The organism is Pseudomonas zhanjiangensis (assembly GCF_041027545.1).
Lineage (GTDB): Bacteria > Pseudomonadota > Gammaproteobacteria > Pseudomonadales > Pseudomonadaceae > Aquipseudomonas > Aquipseudomonas zhanjiangensis.
Genome location: NZ_JBFTEG010000031.1, coordinates 1 through 22,426 on the forward strand (window position 1 = coordinate 1; position 22,426 = coordinate 22,426).

Below are 22,426 nucleotides of genomic sequence, written 5' to 3' on the forward strand. Positions count from 1 at the left end.
TTGCGGGTCTGCTTGCGCTTGCCGGCGTACTCAGCATCGGCAAAGGTCATCTGCTTCATGGAAGAGCTCGAATGGTGGAATCGGCGTATTTCAGCAGATTCGGGAAGTCTTTTTCAGGCCATCCTTAGGTAATAGCTGACGTCCCGCTGCGCCGCTCGGACTGCCAGGTAGCGCAACAGGCGGCCCAACGATCCGTGTCAGCGGCGGGTTGCTATCCCATTCGGTTCGGCCACGATGAGCGAAGATGTCACACGGGCCGGCTTCTGTTTGGCGCAGGTGCCTGCGATGGCCATTTACCTTGCGCAGGTACGCAAGCACGAGCCGAATCGCCGGCTACGCGCACCCTCCAGCCACGAGCGGGCAGCGTTGACAGCGAAAGCCACGCGTCCGCGCTTGATACCGACGGGTCCGAGCGCACCTTGTGCTGGGCCATCCTTCTCCGCCGAGATGGCCTCACTCCTATGTGTCATTGCCTCTCGGATGATCACGGCCTGGCGCCACTACTCGGCATATATCCTCGTGAGGCGGCGGTTTCCCTCTTCCAGTTCGCGCCCCATGCCATCAATGCGGCGTCCATACCGCCGCCCCCCCCATTTGTAGACGCTCACCGCACTGAAACCGTGCAAGCGGCGCAGCTTAGGGGCTGGGCTGCCGTCCCGACTGCTTGAGGATGGCGATGATCAGGCTGCCCGAAAAGCGCAATGTCCTGACGATTCGGCGATAGCGGTAGGTTCGGTTCACCTCATGGTGTGGATTGCGCGAATCCCTTGCTCAGACGCCGCAGCGCCATCTCTCTCGCCGAAGTGGGGCGTTGTTGCCAGGCACGGAAGCCACCGTGCGCTACCCGCAGCAGGCGCCACCTAGGGGCCACGGGCAGCGACCGGCCAACGCTTCAATGATGCGGAACTTCACTTGGCAGGCTGTCCGGCGGTGCATATCCCTCGCGGCGTGGGCCCGCTTATGCAGTATCGGGACGACCCTCAGGCAGAGAAACGTACCGGCCTAGCCCAAGAAAAGTACAAACGGACTAGAAATTCCAGAAAGAAGGTCCGATCAACGGATTTTCGGGGGCTGGTTAGACCACTGATTATCTAGGCGGGATATATCATTTGTTTGAGCGTGAGTACTTTATAACTCGCAATTCTATTGCAGCGGTGGCTGGTAGAACCAACTCTCTACGAGGATCAGGAAATGGCTAAAAAAGAAGAATTCGGTTTTGGCACTCAAATTCGCAAATCTCCCTACTTTGATGCAACGGTTCGCTGGGGTGCAACCGGCTTTTCCGTGTATAACCACATGTATATACCACGCGACTTTGGTAGCCCCGAACAAAATTTCTGGAATCTAATCAATGACGCAATTCTTTGTGATGTGGCAGTTGAGCGCCAAGTAGAGATTACTGGGCCTGATGCAGCACAGTTTGCGCAGTTGCTAACCCCGCGAGATCTTTCAAAGTGCGCGGTGGGGCAGTGTAAGTATGTCCTGATCACCAATGCCGATGGCGGAATTCTGAATGATCCGATTCTGCTGCGTCTCGGCGAAAATCACTTCTGGATTTCCCTTGCTGACAGCGACATTTTGCTGTGGGCGCAAGGTGTCGCCATCAACTCTGGGCTGGATGTCCAGATTCGCGAGCCGGATGTATCACCGTTGCAGTTGCAAGGTCCGAAGTCCGGCGAAGTAATGAATGCACTGTTCGGCGAGAGTATTTATGACCTTAAGTACTACTGGCTGCGCGAATATGACCTGGACGGTATCCCGCTGATCGTTTCCCGGACCGGGTGGTCGAGTGAGCTTGGCTATGAGATTTATCTGAGGGATAGCTCGAAGGGAGACGCTCTGTGGGAACGGATCATGGACGCTGGTGCGCCTTTCGGACTCAAGCCTGGGCATACGTCGACAATTCGCCGAATCGAGGGTGGCATGCTGTCATATCACGCCGATATGGACATCAACACCAATCCCTATGAGTTGAGTTTGGATCGTTTGGTCAACCTGGACATGGAGGCTGAGTTTATAGGGAAATCAGCTTTGCAAAGCATTAAGGACAAGGGCGTGTCACGCAAGCAGGTTGGTCTGATTATCGATGGCCCCGTCCTTGAAGGTCCCAATACCAGGTTCTGGCCTGTAGAGGATAACGGCGAGCAGGTAGGTAAAGTCACCTCGGCCGTGCATTCTCCGCGTCTCAAGCAAAATATTGCACTGGCCATGGTGAGTATCGAGCAGTCCGCCATTGGTACAGCCTTAAAAGTACAAACTCCTAGCGGGGAAATGAACGCGACTGTCGTTGAGACACCATTCTTTGACCCAAAGAAGAAGATTGCCGCGAGTTAATCGTCTAGAAGCAAATGCAGCAGCATCAAGGGTTTCGGGTTGTATCTTTGGTGCTTGCTGAGTGTGTGTATTGTTCGTACTTACGGGTGTGCTGCCATGCAAAGATATTCGCAAAGTCCAAATAAGTTTATTCTCAAGGTCAGCTGTGATACCGCTAGGGGCATCGTGGCAGGTATAGCGTCTTATTTGTCTGATCGCGGTTGCTATATCGCTGAGTTGTCCCAGTTCGATGACAAGAGTACCGGCAAATTCTTCATGCGTTTGGTCTTCGATGCGCTCGATGAAGCGAGCTGTGGCATCGAAGATCTCAGAAGCGGATTTACCGACCTGGCTGATAAATATAGCCTGGACTGGTCGATGCATGAGTCTTGCAAGCCGCAGAAAGTACTTCTGATGGTATCGAAATTCGATCATTGCCTGGATGATCTGCTTTATCGCTACCGCAAAGGCGAGATGTTTATCGAGATCACGGCGGTAGTGTCCAACCATCTCGATCTCCGGGCAATGGTGGAGCGGGAGGGAATCCGCTTCGTGTACCTTCCAGTTACAAAGGATAATAAACTCGATCAGGAGCAGGAGCTTCTTAATATAGTGGATGAAACAGGTACCGACCTTGTGGTACTTGCCCGCTATATGCAGATTCTTTCAAATGACCTGTGCAATAAACTGCGCGGTCGAGCAATCAACATTCATCACTCTTTCCTGCCTGGATTCAAAGGTGCCAAGCCATACCACCAGGCGTTCGAGCGAGGCGTGAAACTCATAGGCGCAACGGCACACTACGTGACGTCCGACCTGGATGAAGGCCCTATTATCGAACAGGCCGTGCAACACGTAGACCATAGCTACTGCCCAGAAGAGTTGGTTGCCGTGGGACGCGATACCGAGACGATGGCGCTGGCGCGCGCGGTAAAAATGCATATTGAGCACCGCGTTTTCCTCGATGGAAACAAAACAGTTATTTTCAAATAAGAGCGATCTATATCATGGCTCATATTCTTGATGGCAAACTGTTGTCCGCGCAGGTACTGGAAGAGGTTGCCCGCGAAGTTGAGATCCTGAAGGCCGAGCGCGGCGTGGTTCCCGCGCTGGCGGTTATATTGGTGGGTGATGACCCTGCCAGTCAGGTTTATGTGCGTAACAAGGCGAAGCGTGCAACTGAGGTGGGAATGCTGTCCATCGAGTACCGTTTCGATGCAGATACGTCTCAGGAGAAGTTGAACAAGTTAATTCTGGAATTGAACAGAGATCCAACGGTGCATGGCATTTTAGTGCAGTTACCGTTGCCTTCTCACTTGAGTGAAGATGAAGTCATAGCCGCTATTGCCCCCGGTAAAGATGTTGATGGTTTCCATCCTCAGAACGTCGGAGCCCTAGCGTCGGGCCAGCCAGCGCTGGTCCCATGCACGCCTCAGGGCTGCATGATCATGTTGCAAGAGGTCTACGAGGATCTACGTGGTAAGTCCGCGGTGGTCGTAGGTCGTTCGAACATTGTCGGCAAGCCGATGGCAATGCTATTGCTCCAGGCAAACTGTACGGTGACTATCGTTCACTCACATACCGTAGGAATAGAAGAGATCTGTCGTAGAGCGGACATTGTGGTCGCGGCAGTTGGGCGTGCAGGACTAGTGAAGTCAGACTGGATTAAGCCGGGTGCAACCGTCATCGATGTTGGGATTAACGAGGTTTACGAGGAAGGCCGGCGTAAACTTCGAGGTGATGTTGATTTCCAGAATGTCGAGCCAATTGCGGGAGCAATTACACCAGTGCCAGGCGGTGTTGGGCCAATGACCATAGCCTGCTTGTTGTTGAATACCTTGAAGGTGGCAAAGGAAAAAAGCGCATTCATGAAACGGAATGGCTTGGCGACCGAAGCCATGTGAAAGTACTTGGCCTGTATAGCGTGCCTGCAATGCATGTGTGCCAGATAAATGTTGCTTGAAGATGGTGGGAGTCAGTTATGAACAAAGTAAAAATTGAGTGTGTAATTATTGGTTCTGGCACAGCTGGGCTGGGTGCATATTCAAGAATTCGTCGCAAGACTGACAATTTCATCATGATTGAACATGGACCCTATGGCACCACATGCGCCAGAGTCGGCTGTATGCCAAGTAAAATGCTGATTACCGCAGCTGATCATGCGCACGAAATTGATGAAGGAAGTTTTTTTGGCGTGAATGGAAGCTACAACGTGGATGGTGCTCAAGTTTTTGAGCGGCTCAGAAGGGATCGGGCGAACAAGTTTGTTGGTGGGGTTCTGAAACAGATAGATAATATCCCAGCCGAATTCAAACTCAGGGGGTTTGCCAAGTTCGCCGGCGCGAACACTATTGTGGTCGACAATGAACTGGAGATTGAGGCTGAAAAGATTGTTATCGCTTGCGGTTCGCGACCGCATATTCCTGACGTATTCAAGAAAGTCCAAAAGAGGCTTTATACAAGCGATAATATTTTTGAAATTGAAGGCCTGCCTCAGTCGCTTGGCGTAATCGGTTTGGGAGTAATTGCACTGGAACTAGGCCAGTCGTTTCACCGCCTTGGTGTAAAAACGACATTTTTCGGTCGTTCCGGGCGGATTGGCGATCTAACACATCCTGATATGCAGGCCGAGACGCTGGATATTTTAAGCAACGACCTGGATATCATACCTCGGGGCGAAGTGCTGGACGCCTGGGAGGATGAGGACTGTGCCTGGGTCAAATACAGGTTGGCCAGTGGTGAAACGATTGTCAGGGGGTTCGATTCATTGCTGGTTGCGGTGGGCAGAGTCTCGAATATTGATAGGCTGAATATCGAGAGTACAGGTGTTGAGCTTAACCAGAACGGCTTCCCCTGTTTTGACTCTGAAACAATGCAGTGTGGTAATAGCCCGATCTATGTTGCAGGCGATGCTACCGACGAACTGCCTTTATGGCACGAGGCCTATGATGAAGGTCGGATTGCCGGGGACAGTGCGGTAAGTTTCCCAGAAGAAGTGAAAGGGGTAAGAAAGGTTCATTTGGGTATTTACTTTACTGACCCGCAAATGGCGATCGTGGGGAAAAGCTTCAGGCAGTTGCAGGGCGTGGATCTTGTGATTGGTGACTTGCCCTTTAGAGGGCCGCGGCATGAAGTATGGAATAAAACCCAGGGCAGAATTCAAGTCTACTTGGATGCCAAGTCGGGCGTGGTCTTGGGCGCCGAGTTGTTGGGGTTTCATGCCGAACATTTGGCCCACCTGTTGGCGCTGGCGATCACTCATAAGATGACTGCTGATCAAGTATTGGAAATGCCGATATACCACCCCAGTGCTGAGGAAGTGTTGCGTAACGTTTTGAATCAAGCAAGGTTCAAGCTCAAGTGATCTTTCCTGGTGGCTTGCCTTGAATCGGCGGTGATGCATAAAAAGATGTCACTGCCTGAGGTTCCAGTTCGGCGATTTATCTCCGTCGGCCCCGGCGGTTCATAGACATGTGGGGCTTGTTGGCTAGCTTGGCTTGGCGTCGTCAAATCAAGCGTTTGGCAATGGTTTATCAAGCGCCTTTGCCGCTTAGCCAGTATTAAAGTTTTTCGCGGGAGAAAGCAGTGAGAAGAGTCCGTTACTGGTCGGTAGATAATGCAGGTTTCCTTGAGCATCTATATACGAAGTTTGAGGCGGTGATGGTGGCCTTGCATCCGCTTTGGAGCGCGATCGGCTATCAACGTATCGAAAGGCCAGTGGCTGCAGCCGAGCAGCTGATCAAAGGATTTCTTTTTGACTGTCGGATGTGCGGTCAATGCATGCTTTCGTCGAATGGGATGTCCTGTCCGATGAATTGTCCCAAAACGCTGAGAAACGGTCCCTGCGGTGGGGTCCGCAGTAATGGCAATTGCGAAGTGAATGCAGACATGCGTTGTGTGTTTGTCGAAGCGGCCAGAGGCAGTCAGAAGATGCAGGGTGGCGACTTGATCAAGGTTGTGCAGTTGCCGGTAGATCACAGGTTGCAAGGCTCGTCTTCCTGGCTGCGGATAGCCCAAGAAAAAGGGTTGGAGAAGCAAGCGCTGAAGAACCCTAGCGCTACACAGGCATCGGCAAAGGGAGAATGAGATTGGCTAGCGAATCGATCAGCTTTGCCCCATCTGCGCCTCATGCCGTGGCTGAGGGTTATGCATCTACCAGCCAACTGGAGCATGCCCTTCGACAGGGGCACTTTGCGGTTACCACCGAGTTGGCTCCGCCGGATTCGGCGCGCGCCGAGGATGTATATGAGCGAGTGCGGGTGTTTGACGGCGTCGTTGATGGGGTGAACGCCACCGACGGATCCGGCGCCCGCTGTCACATGTCCAGCCTCGCCGTCTGTGCGCTGCTGAGCAGGCTCGGATACTCACCCGTCATGCAGATATCTTGCCGTGACAGGAATCGCATCGCCATCCAGGGGGATGTCCTGGGAGCGGCTGCGATGGGGGTTTCGAACATTATGTGTTTGAGTGGCGACGGCGTCCAAGTCGGCGACCATCCCGGCGCCAAACCTGTGTTCGACCTGGACAGTATGTCTGCTTTGGAAATCATTCGCGGCATGCGCGATGACGCCCGGTTCCAGAGTGGTCGCCTGTTGAGCTCGCCGCCTGAGGTGTTTATGGGCGCAGCCGCCAACCCCTTCGTGCCGGATCATGAGTTCCGAGTGACGCGGCTGGCCAAGAAAATCGCCGCTGGGGCTCAATTTGTACAGACTCAGTACTGTTTCGATATTCCTTTGCTAGAGGAATACATGAAGCAAGTGCGTGACCGCGGGCTGGACCAGAAAATTTTTATCCTGGTGGGTGTGGGACCGTTGCCCTCCGCCCGTGGCGCCGAGTTCATCCGTTCTAAGGTGCCTGGCGTGCATATTCCCGATGCGATTATCAAGCGCCTTACTGGCGCCGAGAATCAAAAGGAAGAGGGTAAGAAGATCTGTATTGAAATGATGCAGCAGATCAAAGAGATCAAAGGTATTAGCGGTGTGCATGTCATGGCGTTCCGCATGGAGGAAACCGTTGTCGAGATGGTTCAAGCGGCCGGAGTGTTGGGCAAGCGTGAGCCATGGTATCCGGGAAGTGTGCAGGCTAGTCGATGAATCTGGATCGTTAGCCTAGCCGGCGTAACAAAGAGCCTGAGAGCAGATGGGTCAGAAAGACCTGGATGACTGCACGGATATCGTGGTTCTGGATCAGGTGGCGCGATCTAGGCATGAGCCTGACATCGGTAACAAGCGCAGCCGCGAGGCCGTGTCGAGACGACTATCATTGAACCATGAGTTCGGATTGATGGTGGCGCATTGAAAGTACGAAAGCTACGGGAGCTTGTCATGAGTGATAAAAAAGTTACTTCCGATAATTTGATAAAAGAGAAACGCGACGGTGTTGTGTTTCTTACGATGAATAACCCGTCGAAGTTCAATCTGCTTTCTGAGGCGATGCTGCAGGAATTGCAGGATGAGTTGGATTGTGCTCGAGAGGATGCTAGCGTCAGATGTGTCGTCATCGCTGGGGCCGGCAAGGCATTTTGTGCGGGACATGACTTGAAGGAAATGCGCTCGAACTGGGATTTCAATTACTACAAAGGTCTGTTCGCGACCTGTAGCAAAGTGATGCAGAGTATTGTATCGCTTCCTGTACCGGTCATTGCAAAGGTACAAGGAATTGCTGCGGCTGCGGGTTGTCAGTTGGTGGCCAGTTGTGATCTGGCGATTGCTTCCCAAGCTGCAAAATTTGGCGTGTCGGGAATCAATGTTGGTCTGTTTTGTTCCACGCCTGCTGTTGCATTATCGCGCAACATTTCATCCAAGCGGGCATTCGATATGCTGTGTACCGGTAGCTTTATTGATGCGGAAACGGCGTTGGATTGGGGGTTGATTAGCCAGGTCGTCGCTGCCGATGAATTGGATCATGCGGTTGAAGAAAAACTCAAGCAGATCTTGAGTAAAGACGCAAACGCCATTCGTTACGGTAAGTCGATGTTTCATGCGCAGCGACAGATGCCCCTGGCTGATGCCTATGCAATGGCTGGAGATGTCATGGCAAAAAACATGATGGAACTCGATACGTGTGAAGGAATAGATGCCTTCCTGGAGAAGCGGACGCCTGTTTTTTCAAGATGAATGTCCCGTGCTGGAAGGGCGTCAGGATGAAGACAATGTGTTCGCGGGTGAAGGGTGCGAGCTGGGTTGATTGCTATCCGGGTTGCGGTTCGTTAGTAGCAAGATAATCGTCATAATGAAGTGTTAGGAGGGTATATGAGCGGTGTTTGCGCCTTCAATGATCTTATGTCCAAAAATTCGGCCAACTATGTATCCCTGTCTCCGTTGAGTTTTATCAAGCGTGCGGCCAGTGTCTATCCGAATAGAAAAGCCGTTGTGTATAACGAGATCGAGTACAGCTGGTCCGAGACATACAAGCGCTGCTGTAAACTGGCCTCGGCGCTTAAGCGTCTCGGTGTGTCAAGAGGTGATGTGGTAGCGACGATGCTGCCGAACGTTCCGGCAATGTATGAAGCGCACTTTGGTATTCCCATGGTGGGCGCGGTAATCAATGCCATCAATATTCGCCTGGATGCTGCTGCTGTCGCTTTTATCTTGTCGCACAGTAAGACGAAAGTTCTTCTGGTCGATCCAGAGTTAGCCGGTGTGGTTTCGAAGGCATTGAGCCTGCTTGAGGGGCGTAGCCCCGTTGTCATTAACGTGCGGGACGACAGCTATACCCAAGGCTCTGAGGTGGGCGACCTCGAGTACGAGACTTTGCTGGATGCTGAAACAGACGTTGGTGGGTGGCAACTGCCGAGCGATGAGTGGGACGCGATAGCACTTGGTTATACCTCTGGTACGACAGGAGATCCCAAGGGCGTGGTAACCCATCACCGCGGCGCCTACCTAAACGCAGTGAGTAATGTGCTCTCATGGAGCTTGCCGCAAGAAGTAACGTACCTGTGGACCCTGCCACTTTTTCATTGTAATGGCTGGTGCTTTCCTTGGACCATGGCGGCAATTGCGGGAACCAACGTGTGCTTGCGGCGTGTCGATGCCAAGCAGATAGTGGCGTTGATCAAGAGGCATGGTGTTACCCACTACTGTGGCGCCCCAATTGTCCATTCGATGATTGCAGATGCCGTCCAGGGTGGCGTGGACGAGTTTAGTCACAAGGTCCATGGCTTAATCGCCGGCGCGGCGCCACCGGCGTCCATTTTAGAGCGAATGGAGAATATCGGGTTTGACCTTACCCATGTCTATGGGTTGACCGAGACCTATGGGCCAGCGGCTGTTTGTGCAAAACATGCTGATTGGGACAATCTTCCGTTGGAGCAACGTGTCTTGCTAAATGGCAGGCAGGGAGTCGCCTATCCGCTTCAGGAGGAGGTCGCCGTACTCGATCCGGAGACGCTGCTGCCAGTTCCCTTTGATGGGGAAACTGTTGGCGAAATCATGTTCAAGGGAAATATCGTTATGAAGGGTTACCTTGAGAATGAAAAGGCGACCAAGGAAGCTTTCTCGGGAGGCTGGTTTCATAGCGGTGATCTGGCCGTGGTTCACCCAGATGGCTACCTGAAAATTACCGACCGGCTAAAGGATATAATTATATCTGGCGGCGAGAACATCTCCTCATTAGAGGTGGAGAGTGTGATCGATAGTCACCCGAGCGTTCACATGGTGGCTGTCGTGGCCATGCCAGATAGCAAGTGGGGTGAAGTTCCCGCCGCATTTGTGCAGCTTCGTGATGGTTGTGCCGTGTCCGAGGCGGAATTGATCAGCTATTGCAAGGAGCGCCTGGCGAGCTTCAAGACACCGAAGAAGATAATATTCGAAAATCTGCAGACAACTTCTACTGGAAAGATACAGAAATTTCATCTCAGGCAAAAATTGGCTGGGGCTGCATGATTTCAGGGCGAAAATGAAAGTAGTCTCGATAATCCGTATTTGTCGAGGCTGCTTGGTTTAGACGCGGCCTATTCAACAGGCTGGTCGTTTTCGCAGCAAACCCTTTGTGCCGAGGATCGCCGGCTACCAGGCGGTTATGACTTGCCAAGTCAGTGCTCGCTCGTGGCAGAAAGTAAGACGGTACTACTAACGATTGACCAGGTATTGGTGGACTCCTTATAGGTCTGTCCGCGTGGAGGCGTGCGCCAGAAGCTTCTTGCCGGCTCATCAAGAGTCGTTCGTAAATTGGTACATCAGACATATCAAACTATAACAATGGAGAACTTGATATGAACAATTCCAGCGGTATGTTCCGGGGCGTCGATGCGAGGATTACTCTCGTATCGACAGCCATAATCGTGGCCTTCGTCGCCTTTTGCGCGTTGATGGGTGAGCAGGCCGGCACTGTATTCGGCGAGTTTTCCAACAGTATTCTGCTGAACTTCAAATGGTTCTACCTGGCCATGGCCTCGGGTGTCTTGGTTTACCTGCTGTATCTGATGGTCAGTCGTTTCGGCAATATCACACTCGGCAAGGATGGTGAGAAACCCGAATTCAGCACCATATCCTGGTTGTCCATGCTGTTCAGTGCCGGCATGGGCATCGGCCTGCTGTTCTGGTCGGTGGCCGAGCCGATGTGGCACTACGCCGGCAACCCGTTCAGCACCACGGCGTTGAGCGCCGAGGCGGCCGAGTCGGCGATGCGCGTGACCTTCTTCCACTGGGGCATGCACGCCTGGGCCCTGTACCTGGTGCCGGCACTGTGCCTGGCCTATTTCGCCTTCCGCAAGGGCAAGCCGCTGTCGATCCGTGCCACCCTCGAGCCGCTGTTCGGCGAGAAGCGCATGAACGGCTGGCTGGGCGCGATCTTCGACATCCTGATCGTGGTGGTGACCGCCTTCGGTATCGCCACCTCCTTCGGTCTGGGTGTCGAGCAGCTGGCCACCGGGATCAAGACCCTGACCGGCACCGAGTTGGGCATCGGCATGAAGATGGCGCTGATTTTGGGCATCTCCCTGGTCGCCATCATGTCGGTGGTGTCCGGTGTCGATCGCGGCATCAAGCTGCTGTCGCTGTGGAACATGGGCCTGTCGCTGGTGATCCTGGCCGCGGTCATGGCCTTCGGTCCGACCCGTTACATCCTCAACACCATCCTCGAAGGCACCTCCGGCTACGCCCAGAGCGTGATCGGCATGAGCCTGTGGAGCGACACCCAGAACGATGCCGGCTGGCAGAACTGGTGGACCGCTTTCTATTGGGCCTGGTGGCTGACCTGGGCGCCCTTCGTCGGCACCTTCATCGCGCGCATCTCCCGCGGCCGGACCATCCGTCAGCTGGTGATGGGCTCGCTGATCATCCCGGTGTTGTTCAGTTTCGTCTGGATCGGCACCTTCGGCGGCGCCGCACTGAACTACGAGAAGGCCGATCGCCTGACTCATCAGGAGCAGATGCAGAGCCAAGGCCTGAGCGGCGATGAGGCCAAGTTCGAGGGCGGTGCCATTCTGGTGGCGACCAAGGCCGATGCCACCAACTCGCTGTTCACCCTGTTCGACAAGATCGAGCAGTCCTCGGGGCTGAACATCGGCGGCTTGCTCGGCGCCCTGGCTTCGTTGCTGATCGTCACCTACTTCGTCACCTCGGCCGACTCCGGCACCCTGGTGGTGAGTACCCTGGCGGCGCGCGGCAACATTCATCCGCCGGCCTGGAGTCGCGTGGCCTGGGGACTGGCGGTGGGCGCCATCGCCTCCGGCCTGCTCTGGTCGGGTGGCCTGAAGAGCGTGCAGACCGCCACCATCTGCGCGGCCCTGCCGATCGGGGTGATCCTGCTGCTGATGGCCTTGGCCCTGCATCGCACCCTGCTGGCCGAACCCGTGCGCAGCCTGCAGATAAGGGAAGCCGATGGCTACGAGGCCTCGGCCGGCTGATCGATCCTGCGCCTGCTCGCAAGCCCGTCATCTGTTGGTGACGGGCTTGCGTTTTTCGGGCCGCTGCAGCGACCTGGGCGATTCAGCATCGCCCCAGGGGCGGGAGCGTCAGCTGACCATCGCCAGATCAGTCAGCGTGCGGATACAGCCGGGTGCGACTTTTGGCCGAGACGGCTACTGCCAAGGGACTATTGCGCCAGCGCCGGCGGCGGCCGATGCTGAGGTGCCCGGCTCCGCCAGTACCCTGATCCCGCCATGTCCGATCATCCAGCCCAGGTTCAACCGCTGCAGTCCACTGCCAAGCGGTCGCGCCTGGACAATGGCCTGGCGCTGACGCTGGTGAGCCGGCCGGGGCAGGGCAAGGCCGCCATCTGCCTGCGGGTAGCGGCAGGCAGCCATGACGAGCCGACCGAGTACCCGGGGCTGGCGCATTTTCTCGAGCACCTGCTGTTTCTCGGCAGCGAAGGCTACGGGCCCGAGCAGAGCCTGATGGCGTTCGTCCAGGCCTGTGGCGGCCAGGTCAATGCCTCGACCCAGGCGCGTCATACCGACTATTTCTGCGAGGTGCCGGCGGCGCTGCTCGACGGTGCCCTGGCGCGGCTGCTGGACATGCTGGTCCATCCCTTGCTCGACCCGGCGGCGCAGCTGCGCGAGCGCGAGGTGGTGCATGCCGAGTTCCTCGCCCGCGGCCAGGACGGCGCTACCCTGGCCGCGGCGGCACTGGGCCAGGCGCTGCCGGCCGGCCATGGTTGCGGCGCTTTCGTCGCTGGCAATCGCGAGACTCTGATGGTGGAGCGCGATGCGTTCCAGCGCGCCTTGCGCGACTTCCATCGCCACTACTATCGGGCCGCGCAGTGCTCCCTGGTGCTGGTCGGTCCCCAGCCGCCGGCCGAGCTGGAGGCCCTGGCCCGGCGTCATGCCGCCGCGCTGCCGGCCCTGCCTGGCAGCGTGCAGGCGGCGCCCCCGGCGCTGCTGCCATTGCGCGAGCGGCAGCTGCGCATGACCCTGGCGCCTGGCGCCTGCTGCCTGCGCCTGGGCTTTGCCCTGGATCTGCCGGGCACCTGCGCCGGCGCCGCGCTCGATCAGGCGCTCGATTACCTGCTGACCTGGCTGGCCGACGAGTCGAGCGGCGGCCTGAGCGCCGGCCTGGTCGCGGCCGGCCTGTGCTCCGGGCTGCAGGCGCAGGTGCTCTATCGCCACGCCAGCCAGGCGCTGCTGATGCTGGCATTTGCCGATGTCGAGGAGGACCCCGCGAGCCGCGCGGCGATTGCCGCGGCGGTGCAGGACTGGCTGGGCTTCTTCGCCGCCCATGCCGACGCCGGGGACCTGCGCGGGCGCTACCGCGCGCTGCTCGCGTGTCGGCTGCAGGCCCTGCAGCCCCTGGCCCTGGCGCGGTTCCACCAGGACCTCGGCCTCGACGACGATACGCCGGGCCAGTGCTTGAGCGAGGCGGCGCGGATCGTCTTGTCGCGCCTGCTGGAGCAGTTGCGGGCCACCGAGCGCTGCATCGCGCTGTACGCCAGCCCCGTGGTGGTGGCGCCCTGGCAGGGCACAGGCTTTCCGCTGCGCATGGCCAGCGAGGCCCGGATCGCCGCGGCGCCGCGCAACTGGGCCTGGCAGCTGCCGGCCGCCAATCCCTTTGCCTGCACGCAGGCCGGCAGCGAGCCGGCCCTGGAGATCGAGGCGCGGCTGCGCTGGCTGCAGCCGACCGCCGCCGCGGCGGGGCCTGGCCAGGGGGCACTGCTGGCGCGCCTGTGCCTGGTCGAGGCGTTGAGCGCGGATCGGCTGCAGGCGCTGGTCCAGGCGCGCCTGGGCGCGGTGCAGGGCCAGGCCGCCCAGGTCGGGGTCACCCTGCAGCTGACGGCCGAAGCCGATGCCCTGCAGCTGTCGCTCCAGGGGCCGGCGCAGTTGTTGCCCAGGGTGCTGGCGCACGCCTTGCGCCGCCTGTTCGATTCCACCGCGCTGCCCAAGCCGCCGGCGCCGGCCGCCGAGATGCCGATCCGGCGGTTGTTGCGGCGCCTGCCCGAGCTGTTCAGTCGCGAGCCGCTGGCGCCCGGCTGCCCGGCGCAGGCGCTGCGCCAGGCACGCCTGGAAGGCCTGTGCGTGGGGTTGGAGGAAACCGCCCAGCGCGAGATCGAGGGCCTGTTTGCCTCGGTGCTGGAGTTGCCGCCGGCCGCAGCGCCTGCCCCGGTGCAGCCGGGGCGCCACTGGCGCGCGGCGCCTGGTGCGGACGAGGAGGCGGCGCTGCTGCTGTTCTGCACGCAGTCGGACGCCGATGCGCGCAGCGAGGCGGGCTGGCGGTTGCTCGCGCACCTGCTCCAGGGGCCATTCCATCGGCGCCTGCGCAGCGAGCTGCAATTGGGCTATGCCTTGTTCTGCGGCTACCGCCAGGTGCACGGGCGCCGCGGCATCCTGTTCGCCGTGCAGTCGCCCCATGCCTCGGTGCCGCAGATACTCGCCCACATCGAGGCCTTCCTGGGCGCGCAGGGCGATTGCCTGGCGAACCTGGACGACGCGGCGCTGGGCACGGCCGCCGCGGCCCTGGGCCGGCAACTGCGCGAGCGCGCGGCCAGCCCCGCCGAGCTTGCCGAGCTGCACTGGCAGCAGCATCAGGCCGGCTTGCCGCCGGCCCATGGCGCGACCGTGGAGGCGGCGTTGGCCGCGCTCACGCGCCAGCACCTGCTGGCCCTGCATCAATCCCTGTGCCAGGCCAGCGGCGGCTGGCACCTGCTGGCCAATGCCGCCGGCTGATTCTGCCCGCCTGGCCCTATCTGACTGCGACTCGACCCATGGGCCCGGCCACCGGCGGGCGCCGTTGCACACGCGTGTTCATCGCCTGCTTGCATAGCCTCGACACCTACGACCTTCGGCCTGCTTCCTTGTGACCGAGCCCGGTGGCGGTCGTGGTCTTACGCCTAAGCGAGCGCGCCTGCGCGCCCGCCGAAAGCAGCATCCAGGCAGTGCCATGGCAGCCTATGGCCGCGGCCGAGCCCTTTCGATAATCGCCTCCGACCCGACTGACCTCGACAGTCGCCCCTCAAGTGGAGAGCGTTATGCACAACAACAAGATCGCCACCCCTCGATTCCTGCCCCTGGCCCTGACGGCCGCCGTTGCCCTGGCAACGGCCCAGCAGGCCGCCGCCGAGATCGTCCTGTATGACCAGGACGACACTACCTTCTCCACCGATGGCTACATCAACGCCTTCTACGTCAACAGCGACGTCGATCGCGAAGGCGAGTTGAACGACCGCCGCCAGGCGCGGGTGAAGATGGGCTTCCTGCCGAACTGGATCGGCTTCAACTTCGGCAAGCAGATCGATGACCTCAAGCTGGGCGGTCGCTCCTCGTTCTGGGTGACCATCAACGACAGCGAGACCAACGGCACCGCCACCGCCATCGACGTGCGCCAGTTCTACGGCACCGTGGCCAGCCCGGAGTGGGGCGAGGTGCTGGTGGGCAAGGACTTCGGTCTGTTCTCGCGCTCCAATATCTTCCTCGACGAGCTGCTCGCCGGTTACGGCAATGTCAGCGACACCCTGGGCCTGGTCGACGGCAGCGGGGTATCGTTCGGTAATATCGGCACCGGCTACCCGTACCCGTTCCCGACCTCGCAGATCACCTACCGCAACAACAACCTGGCCGAAGGCCTGCGTTTCGCCGTGGGCATCATGGACCCGGTGGACACCAACGACGACAGCGCGGTGGGCCGCGCCTACCAGGAAGAGCCGCGCTTCGAGTCCGAGATCAGCTACCAGTTCGACGTCGGCGGGGCGACCCTCTACACCTGGCTCAACGGCGCCTACCAGACCTCGGACAACACCGACAGCACGGTCGACAGCGTGACCTCCAAGGGCCTGGGTTACGGTGTGCAGGCCAAGATGGGGGGCGTCTCGCTGACCGCCTCGGGCTTCCAGGCCGAGGGCATCAACCCCTTCTTCACCAACAATGCCGGCGAGCCGACGCTGCGCGAGATCGACAGCGATGGCTACCTGTTGCAGGGCTCCTACAGCTTCGGCAAGAACCGCGTGGCGCTGTCCTATGGCAAGACCGAGGACGACGGCAACGGCCTGGGCAGCGCCGCCGACTACGAGACCCGCGGCGTGGCCTACTTTCGCACCATCAACGACAACCTCAAGCTGGTCGCCGAATACAACCAGTACCAGATCGACGCCGCCACCGGCAGCGGTCTGAACGAGGACACCGACACCTTCGCCGTCGGCGCCGTGCTGAGCTGGTAAGGCGTACCGAACGAGCCGGGAAGGTGGTCCTGCCCGGCTTTTTCCTGGAGGTGAAGATGCCGCTCTATGCCCTGGATCTGCTGCTGATGCTGGTGCCGGTGACGACCCTGTTCCTCGCCTTGCCGGTGGTGCTGATGCGTTTCTTCTGAGCCACAGGCTCGCCGATGCCCGCCGCCGCGGGCTTTTTTCCGCCCAGGCTTTGCGACTTAGGGACTAGACCGGCGCTACTCAAGTGGCATGGGGCGTTTGCGCCGTCCTTCGTAGAATCCCCTCATGCAAAGTGGGCTTTTGCCGGGGGCATGGACATGCAGCCACAACAGACAGAAGGTGTCGTCACTGCCACCTCCAGCGCCAGGGACGTCGAGCAGGTGGCGCAGGAGCTGGCGCGCCAGTTGATCCATCCACACCTGGGTTTCGTGCTGTTCTTCTGCTCGGCCCAGTACGACCTGCAGGCGCTCGGCGAGGTGCTCGACCAGTACTTCGGCGGGATCGAACTGGTCGGCTGCACCAGCGCCGGCGAGATCACCGCCCAGGGTTACGGCCGTGGCTGTGTCAGCGCCATTGGCTTCGATCACCGCAGCTTCTCCATCGCCAGCGAGCTGATCGACGAGATGGAGCGCTTCAGCCTGATCGACGCCCAGCAACTGGTCGAGCGCCTGGTCAAGGACTGCCGCAGCAACGAGTTGGCCTCGATCAAGGGCCACAGCTTCGCCCTGACCCTGCTCGACGGCCTGTCCAGCCGCGAGGAGGTGGTGCTCGGCGCGCTCAGCGCCGCCCTGGGCAGCATCCCCCACTTCGGCGGCTCGGCCGGTGACGACAACCACCTGACCCACACCCACGTCTACCACGGCGGTCAGTTCCACAGCGGCGCGGCGGTGGTGGTGCTGTTCAATACCTGGCTGGATTTCGAGGTGTTCAGCACCCACCACATCGAGCCCTGCGCCGACAAGCTGGTGGTCACCCGCGCCGACAGCGCCAGCCGCCGGGTCTACGAGCTCAACGCCGAGCCGGCCGCACTGGAGTATGCCCAGCTGATCGGCGTGCCGCTGGAGCAGCTCGATCACCGGGTGTTCGCCGCCCATCCGCTGGCCGTGCGGATCAGCGAGCAGTACTACGTGCGCTCGATCCAGCGGGTCAACGAGGACCTCAGCCTGACTTTCTACTGCGCGGTGGAGAACGGCATTGTCCTCACCGCCATGCACCCGGGCTCGCTGCTGGACAACCTGGAGGGGGTGTTCGAGGGCCTGCGCCAGCGCCTCGGGCCGTTGCTGCTGACCATCGGCTGCGACTGTTTCCTGCGGCGCATGGAGATCGAGGCCGAGGAGGGTGTCGAGCCGGTCTCGGACTTGCTGCGCCGCCAGCGCGTGATCGGCTTCAACACCTACGGAGAACAGTTCAATGGCATGCACATCAACCAGACCTTCACCGGCGTCGCCATCGGCCGTCCCGGTCGAGGCTGATGCCGGCGAGCTGCAGGCGCGCTGTCGGTTTCTGGAGGCCGAGAACCGCAAGCTCAAGCGGATCAACGCGGCGCTGATCGAGCGGGTCGAGTCGGTCCACTCGCGCGGCGATGACGCCTACGCCGCCTTCCAGCACTCGGTGGTGCTGGCCGAGCAGGTGCGCGAGCGCACCGATGCCTTGAACCAGGCGATGGCCGAACTCAAGTCCAGCAACCAGCTGCTCAGCGACGCGCGCCTGCGCGCCGAGACCGCCCACCAGCACCTGATCGATGCGATCGAGAGCATCTCCGATGGCTTCGTGCTGTTCGACCGCGAGCAGCGCATCGTCCTGTTCAATAGCCGCTTCAAGTCGTTCTGGGCGCACACCCGCGCGCGCATCGGCAGTGGCACCCGGCTGGCGGAGATCAAGCGCCTGAGCAAGAGCACCGGCCTGGTGGTCGAGGAGCAGCGCGGCAAGGAGGGCGAGCACATGCTCTACCGTCTGCGCGACGGCCGCTGGGTGCAGGTCAGCGAGCGACCGACCCGCGAGGGCGGGCTGGTGATCCTCTACACCGACATCACCGAGGTCAAACAGAACGAGACCCTGCGCCGCGAGCAGGCCCTGGCGCAGAAGTCGCGCCTGCTGCAGCGCGCGGTCGACAACCTGTCCCAGGGCATGGCCATGGTCAATGCCGAGGGCCAGCTGGAACTGTGGAACCACCGCTTCCTCGACCTCTGCGGCCTGGCGCCGATCAACGCCCACCGGCCCTTCGCCGAGGTCATGGCCGACAGCGAACTGGCCCTGCTGACCCCGGACAGCCGTGACGCCAGCGGCCAGCCGATCGAGGAACTGGAGCAGCGCCTGTTCGACGGGCGCATGCTCGAGGTGCGCACCCATGCGCTGCCGGCCGGCGGCTTCGTCAACACCTTCACCGACATCACCGAGCGCTATCGCCACGCCGAGGCGCTGAGCGAGAGCGAGCGCTGGATCCGCCTGATCACCGACCACGTGCCGGCGCTGATCGCCTACCTCAGCAGCGAGCTGGTCTACGAGTTCACCAACAAGGTCTATGAGCAGTGGTACTGCTGGCCGCGCGGCGCCATGCTCGGCCAGAGCCTGCGCGCGGTGCACAGCGAGGAGCACTGCCGGCGCCTGGAGCCCTATATCGAACGGGCCATGTCCGGCGAGAGCGTGACCTTCGAGTTCGCCGAGACCAACCACAACGGCCAGGAGCGCTACATGCTGCGCTCCTACGTGCCGAACCGGCAGGCCAGTGGCGAGGTGGTCGGGATCTTCGTGCTGATACGCGACATCACCGAGCGCCGGCGCACCGCCGAGGCCCTGCACCAGGCCTACCAGCACCTGGAGCAGCGGGTACGCGAGCGCACCGCCGAGCTGACCACGGTCAACCAGCAGCTGCGTCGCGAGATCGACGAGCGCACCCAGATGGCGGCGCGCCTGCGCGAGGCCAAGGGCGAGGCCGAGCAGGCCAACCTGTCCAAGACCAAGTTCCTCGCCGCGGTCAGCCACGACCTGCTGCAGCCGCTGAACGCCGCCCGGCTGTTCACCAGCGCCCTGCTGGAGAAGCGCGAACTGGCCGGCAGCGCCGCCCTGGTGCGCAACGTCAGCAATTCCCTGGAGGACGTGGAGAGCCTGCTCGGCACCCTGGTCGACATTTCCAAGCTCGACGCCGGGGTGATCAAGCCGGACATCGCCCCCTTCGCCGTCAGCGAGCTGCTGGAGAACCTGGCCGCCGAGTACCACCAGATCGCCGGCAGCGAAGGCCTGCGCCTGGACTACCTGCCCAGTTCGGCGCTGGTGCGCAGCGACATCCAGCTGCTCGCGCGCATCCTGCGCAACCTGCTGAGCAACGCCATTCGCTACACCGGCAGCGGGCGCATCCTGCTCGGCTGCCGGCGTCGGCGGCAGAGCCTGTCGATCGAGGTGTGGGACACCGGCATCGGCATCGCCGAGGACAAGCTCGGCGAGATCTTCCAGGAGTTCAAACGTGGCGAGGCCGGCCAGCGCAAGCAGGACCGCGGCCTGGGCCTGGGCCTGGCCATCGTCGACAAGATCGCCCGCATGCTCGGTCACCGCATCCGCGTGGCGTCGCGCCTGGGCAAGGGCTCGATGTTCGCCGTCGAGGTGCCGCTGACCACCCGCGCCCCCCGCGCCCGGGTGATCCACGACACCTCGGACCTGCTGCTAGAGCGCCTGCGCGGCTCGCGCATCTGGGTGCTGGATAACGACGCGGCGATCTGCGCCGGCATGCGCACCCTGCTCGAAGGCTGGGGCTGCCAGGTGGTCACCGCCCTGAGCGAAGAAGACCTGGCCCGCCAGGTCGACAACTACCACGCCGAGGCCGACCTGCTGATCGCCGACTACCACCTCGACGACGAGCGCAACGGCGTCGACGCCGTGGCCCAGATCAACGCCCGGCGCAGCACGCCGCTGCCGGCGCTGATGATCACCGCCAACTACAGCAACGAACTCAAGCAGCAGATGCGCGAACTCGGCCACACCCTGATGCACAAGCCGGTGCGGCCGATGAAGCTGAAGACCGCGATAAGCCATCTGCTGGAGCGGGGCGGGCAAGAGGGGTAGGGGGTATTTCGGCTAGTCGCCCCTGTGTCGCGTCCGTGTGTTCTTCTAGAGACCAACGGGATCCTGCACGGCCGCTCAGTGCGATGATGCCCACAACAAGCCGGAAATATGCATGCAACCGCGCCCGCGTTTACGGCTTGCATAAACACTCATGTCACTTGTCAGGCATACACTACGCCCAGACGATAAAATGGCCGCTTGCCCTCCATGCGTTCAATTGAAGCACCCAGATTGTTATAGAACTTCATTCCCCTCTCATTATTTGGGCTGGCTGTCCAGCTAATGTGGGAGCAGTCATGGTCTTTGGCATCGAGCTGCAAGTGTGACATGAGCCCGGCGCCTATGTCTTTGCTTCTGGAACTTTCAATAACAAATAAGTCATCAAGCCAAATGGAGGGCTTTCCAGAAAATGATGAATATTTGAAGTGATAGAGCGCCAATCCAAGTGTAAGGTGTTGCTCTTTAGCAATTAAAGCGTGGGCATATGGGAGCGTGCCAAATAGTGTGCTTTTTATTGTCTCGGCTGATGTGCTTATTTCCCCGATAAATCCTCCCGTACTTCGGTCGAATTCTGCCTTTAGAGAAATTAGTTGGTAGATTTCCGCGCAGTTTTCTACTTGGGCCTTTTGGATGATCACTGAAAAAGCGCCTGTGTATGTCTGACGGTTGGCGAACAGAGCGACTTGCCCATAAATACGCTGAGTGGGTGCTCTGGATAAGCACCGAAGGCGTCCTGGCGTCTGTAGCCTTGGCGCCCATAGAACTGCAGCGCCTCCGGCTGATACGGGCCCGTTTCCAGCATGAGCTCTCGGCAGCCGGACTCGTACGCACGCGCTTCCAGGGCCGCGATGATTTGCCGTGCAACGCCCTTGTTTCGCGCTTCCGGTCGTACATACATGCGCTTGACCTCGCCGTAGCGGTCTTCAAGCACAACGGCGCCGCAACCGAGGGCTACATGCTGCTCATTCCGCGCGACGACAAACAGTACATTCGGCTTGCAAAGCGATACGAGGTCGAGTGCATATCGCGCCTCCGCCGGGTACAAGGAGTCCTGGTAGGCATCGAGTTCGGCGATAAGGGCAATGACATCTGGTTGATTGGGTGATTCTTGTTCGACGCACATGATCGACTTCCGATGTCTAGCGCCGCCGTAAACGGCTGCCGAAGCAACGCGTAGGCAGTCCGGTGGAGGCCACGCTTTTTGTGGCTGGAACGAATTTGGCGGCTTTGTTAGCCATGCATGACACTCTCTGCAATTTTCTGAGCTTTTTCGATACTGATACCATTAATTTGATCGTGGTAAAGCTCGTGATCTGTCTCGTGTAGACAAAGGTATGGGCGAGTACCATCTGCCTGCGGATGAACATCAGTAGCCAGTGAATGGGTGGATTCATAGTACGGAAGTGCGTTGCAGAACCAACCAAAATACACACGTTCCAAATCAGGCTCATCCCACGTTTCAATATAGTGTTCGTAGCTCTCTTTACTTAGTGATACCCACACACCCCACATAAAAGGTTCAGAAACACCATGAATTGGGATTTCGACCACTACCCTCGCAAAGTAGTGAGTTCCATCTTCGTCGGTGTAATAACAAAGATCATCGCCGATTTTGCCCTGTTCTTTAATTTTGTCAGGTTGCCCTAACCAAGGATCAGGATATTTAAATCCAAAGCTTGGCGATCCTTCGTGTTGCTTTCCGCAACATGAACATTTGAAGCTAAAAATACCTGCCATAAATTCGATTTTACTTATTGGTTAACACTGCACTCAGCGGCTTGTCCGCCTGACTGCTGCTATGCTTTGCCAAAGCCAAAAAATAAGCGCAACTTACTACCCCACTTCCGTTCGTAGATTGTAGTGGTCAACCCATCCCGGACAGTGGGTTAAGTTTTTCTTCGGCCACCGCAGGTGGTAGCCCGTCGTTGTATTGATGCGGTCTGATCCAGTTGTAACGGTGCATCAAGTAATGACTGATGTC

Annotated in this window: 17 protein-coding genes; 14 read left to right on the top strand and 3 right to left on the bottom strand. The window is 59.2% G+C overall.

Translation table 11 applies throughout. The features are described from left to right. The first annotated feature begins 1,191 nt into the window (after positions 1-1,191). From AB5S05_RS21200 to nahK, 14 genes are all read left to right on the top strand, one after another. Positions 1,192-2,334 (top strand): glycine cleavage T C-terminal barrel domain-containing protein, encoded by a 1,143-nt coding sequence (locus AB5S05_RS21200; protein WP_369289498.1) that lies wholly within the window; start codon positions 1,192-1,194, stop codon positions 2,332-2,334. 96 nt (positions 2,335-2,430) lie between these two features. After that, positions 2,431-3,306, top strand: coding sequence for a formyltetrahydrofolate deformylase (purU, locus tag AB5S05_RS21205; RefSeq protein WP_369289499.1), 876 nt, complete (start codon positions 2,431-2,433; stop codon positions 3,304-3,306). An 11-nt stretch (positions 3,307-3,317) separates the two neighbouring features. Continuing rightward, positions 3,318-4,217 (top strand): bifunctional methylenetetrahydrofolate dehydrogenase/methenyltetrahydrofolate cyclohydrolase FolD, encoded by a 900-nt coding sequence (folD, locus tag AB5S05_RS21210; protein WP_438943605.1) that lies wholly within the window; start codon positions 3,318-3,320, stop codon positions 4,215-4,217. Positions 4,218-4,294: 77 nt separating this feature from the next. Next, positions 4,295-5,677 carry a dihydrolipoyl dehydrogenase gene (locus AB5S05_RS21215; protein WP_369289501.1) on the top strand — a complete coding sequence of 461 codons (1,383 nt, stop codon included), beginning with the start codon at positions 4,295-4,297 and terminating at the stop codon, positions 5,675-5,677. Between the two features lie 221 nt (positions 5,678-5,898). Further along, positions 5,899-6,399: a methylenetetrahydrofolate reductase C-terminal domain-containing protein gene (locus AB5S05_RS21220; RefSeq protein ID WP_369289502.1), complete on the top strand. Its 501-nt coding sequence runs from the start codon at positions 5,899-5,901 to the stop codon at positions 6,397-6,399. Positions 6,400-6,401: 2 nt separating this feature from the next. Further along, positions 6,402-7,406, top strand: coding sequence for a methylenetetrahydrofolate reductase (locus tag AB5S05_RS21225; protein WP_369289503.1), 1,005 nt, complete (start codon positions 6,402-6,404; stop codon positions 7,404-7,406). Between the two features lie 231 nt (positions 7,407-7,637). Then, positions 7,638-8,429, top strand: a complete 792-nt coding sequence (locus tag AB5S05_RS21230; RefSeq protein WP_369289504.1) for an enoyl-CoA hydratase — start codon at positions 7,638-7,640, stop codon at positions 8,427-8,429. Between the two features lie 135 nt (positions 8,430-8,564). Further along, complete coding sequence (locus AB5S05_RS21235) at positions 8,565-10,199, top strand: acyl-CoA synthetase (protein WP_369289505.1); 1,635 nt, start codon at positions 8,565-8,567, stop codon at positions 10,197-10,199. Positions 10,200-10,528: 329 nt separating this feature from the next. Further along, on the top strand, positions 10,529-12,163 hold the full coding sequence (locus AB5S05_RS21240; protein WP_369289506.1) for a BCCT family transporter: 1,635 nt from the start codon (positions 10,529-10,531) through the stop codon (positions 12,161-12,163). Between the two features lie 255 nt (positions 12,164-12,418). Next, entirely contained in the window at positions 12,419-14,914 is a 2,496-nt protein-coding gene (gene pqqF / locus AB5S05_RS21245; protein WP_369289507.1) for a pyrroloquinoline quinone biosynthesis protein PqqF, read from the top strand. Between the two features lie 302 nt (positions 14,915-15,216). After that, on the top strand, positions 15,217-16,401 hold the full coding sequence (locus AB5S05_RS21250) for a porin (RefSeq protein ID WP_369289508.1): 1,185 nt from the start codon (positions 15,217-15,219) through the stop codon (positions 16,399-16,401). Between the two features lie 23 nt (positions 16,402-16,424). After that, positions 16,425-16,550, top strand: coding sequence for a hypothetical protein (locus tag AB5S05_RS21255; protein ID WP_369289509.1), 126 nt, complete (start codon positions 16,425-16,427; stop codon positions 16,548-16,550). 156 nt (positions 16,551-16,706) lie between these two features. Then, positions 16,707-17,861 carry a nitric oxide-sensing protein NosP gene (gene nosP / locus AB5S05_RS21260; protein WP_369289510.1) on the top strand — a complete coding sequence of 385 codons (1,155 nt, stop codon included), beginning with the start codon at positions 16,707-16,709 and terminating at the stop codon, positions 17,859-17,861. Continuing rightward, positions 17,800-20,445, top strand: a complete 2,646-nt coding sequence (gene nahK, locus AB5S05_RS21265) for a hybrid sensor histidine kinase/response regulator NahK/ErcS' (RefSeq protein WP_369289511.1) — start codon at positions 17,800-17,802, stop codon at positions 20,443-20,445. The genes nosP and nahK overlap by 62 nt, the downstream gene beginning before the upstream one ends. Before the next feature lie 161 nt (positions 20,446-20,606). Here the strand turns inward: nahK and AB5S05_RS21270 are convergent, their stop codons facing one another. The 3 genes from AB5S05_RS21270 to AB5S05_RS21280 form a co-directional block, all read right to left on the bottom strand. Then, positions 20,607-21,083 (bottom strand): GNAT family N-acetyltransferase, encoded by a 477-nt coding sequence (locus AB5S05_RS21270; RefSeq protein ID WP_369289512.1) that lies wholly within the window; start codon positions 21,081-21,083, stop codon positions 20,607-20,609. Further along, positions 21,080-21,568: a GNAT family N-acetyltransferase gene (locus AB5S05_RS21275; RefSeq protein WP_369289513.1), complete on the bottom strand. Its 489-nt coding sequence runs from the start codon at positions 21,566-21,568 to the stop codon at positions 21,080-21,082. The genes AB5S05_RS21270 and AB5S05_RS21275 overlap by 4 nt, the downstream gene beginning before the upstream one ends. 107 nt (positions 21,569-21,675) lie before the next feature. Beyond that, positions 21,676-22,182: a DUF2199 domain-containing protein gene (locus tag AB5S05_RS21280; RefSeq protein WP_369289514.1), complete on the bottom strand. Its 507-nt coding sequence runs from the start codon at positions 22,180-22,182 to the stop codon at positions 21,676-21,678. Positions 22,183-22,426: the final 244 nt, after the last annotated feature.

Bases quoted from the DNA above. Each gene is read 5' to 3' on its own strand.
- AB5S05_RS21200 (WP_369289498.1), top strand. From the start codon at position 1,192: ATGGCTAAAAAAGAAGAATTCGGTTTTGGCACTCAAATTCGCAAATCT.
- purU (WP_369289499.1), top strand. From the start codon at position 2,431: ATGCAAAGATATTCGCAAAGTCCAAATAAGTTTATTCTCAAGGTCAGC.
- AB5S05_RS21215 (WP_369289501.1), top strand. From the start codon at position 4,295: ATGAACAAAGTAAAAATTGAGTGTGTAATTATTGGTTCTGGCACAGCT.
- AB5S05_RS21230 (WP_369289504.1), top strand. From the start codon at position 7,638: ATGAGTGATAAAAAAGTTACTTCCGATAATTTGATAAAAGAGAAACGC.
- AB5S05_RS21235 (WP_369289505.1), top strand. From the start codon at position 8,565: ATGAGCGGTGTTTGCGCCTTCAATGATCTTATGTCCAAAAATTCGGCC.
- AB5S05_RS21240 (WP_369289506.1), top strand. From the start codon at position 10,529: ATGAACAATTCCAGCGGTATGTTCCGGGGCGTCGATGCGAGGATTACT.
- pqqF (WP_369289507.1), top strand. From the start codon at position 12,419: ATGTCCGATCATCCAGCCCAGGTTCAACCGCTGCAGTCCACTGCCAAG.
- AB5S05_RS21250 (WP_369289508.1), top strand. From the start codon at position 15,217: ATGCACAACAACAAGATCGCCACCCCTCGATTCCTGCCCCTGGCCCTG.
- nosP (WP_369289510.1), top strand. From the start codon at position 16,707: ATGCAGCCACAACAGACAGAAGGTGTCGTCACTGCCACCTCCAGCGCC.
- nahK (WP_369289511.1), top strand. From the start codon at position 17,800: ATGGCATGCACATCAACCAGACCTTCACCGGCGTCGCCATCGGCCGTC.
- AB5S05_RS21275 (WP_369289513.1), bottom strand. From the start codon at position 21,568: ATGTGCGTCGAACAAGAATCACCCAATCAACCAGATGTCATTGCCCTT.
- AB5S05_RS21280 (WP_369289514.1), bottom strand. From the start codon at position 22,182: ATGGCAGGTATTTTTAGCTTCAAATGTTCATGTTGCGGAAAGCAACAC.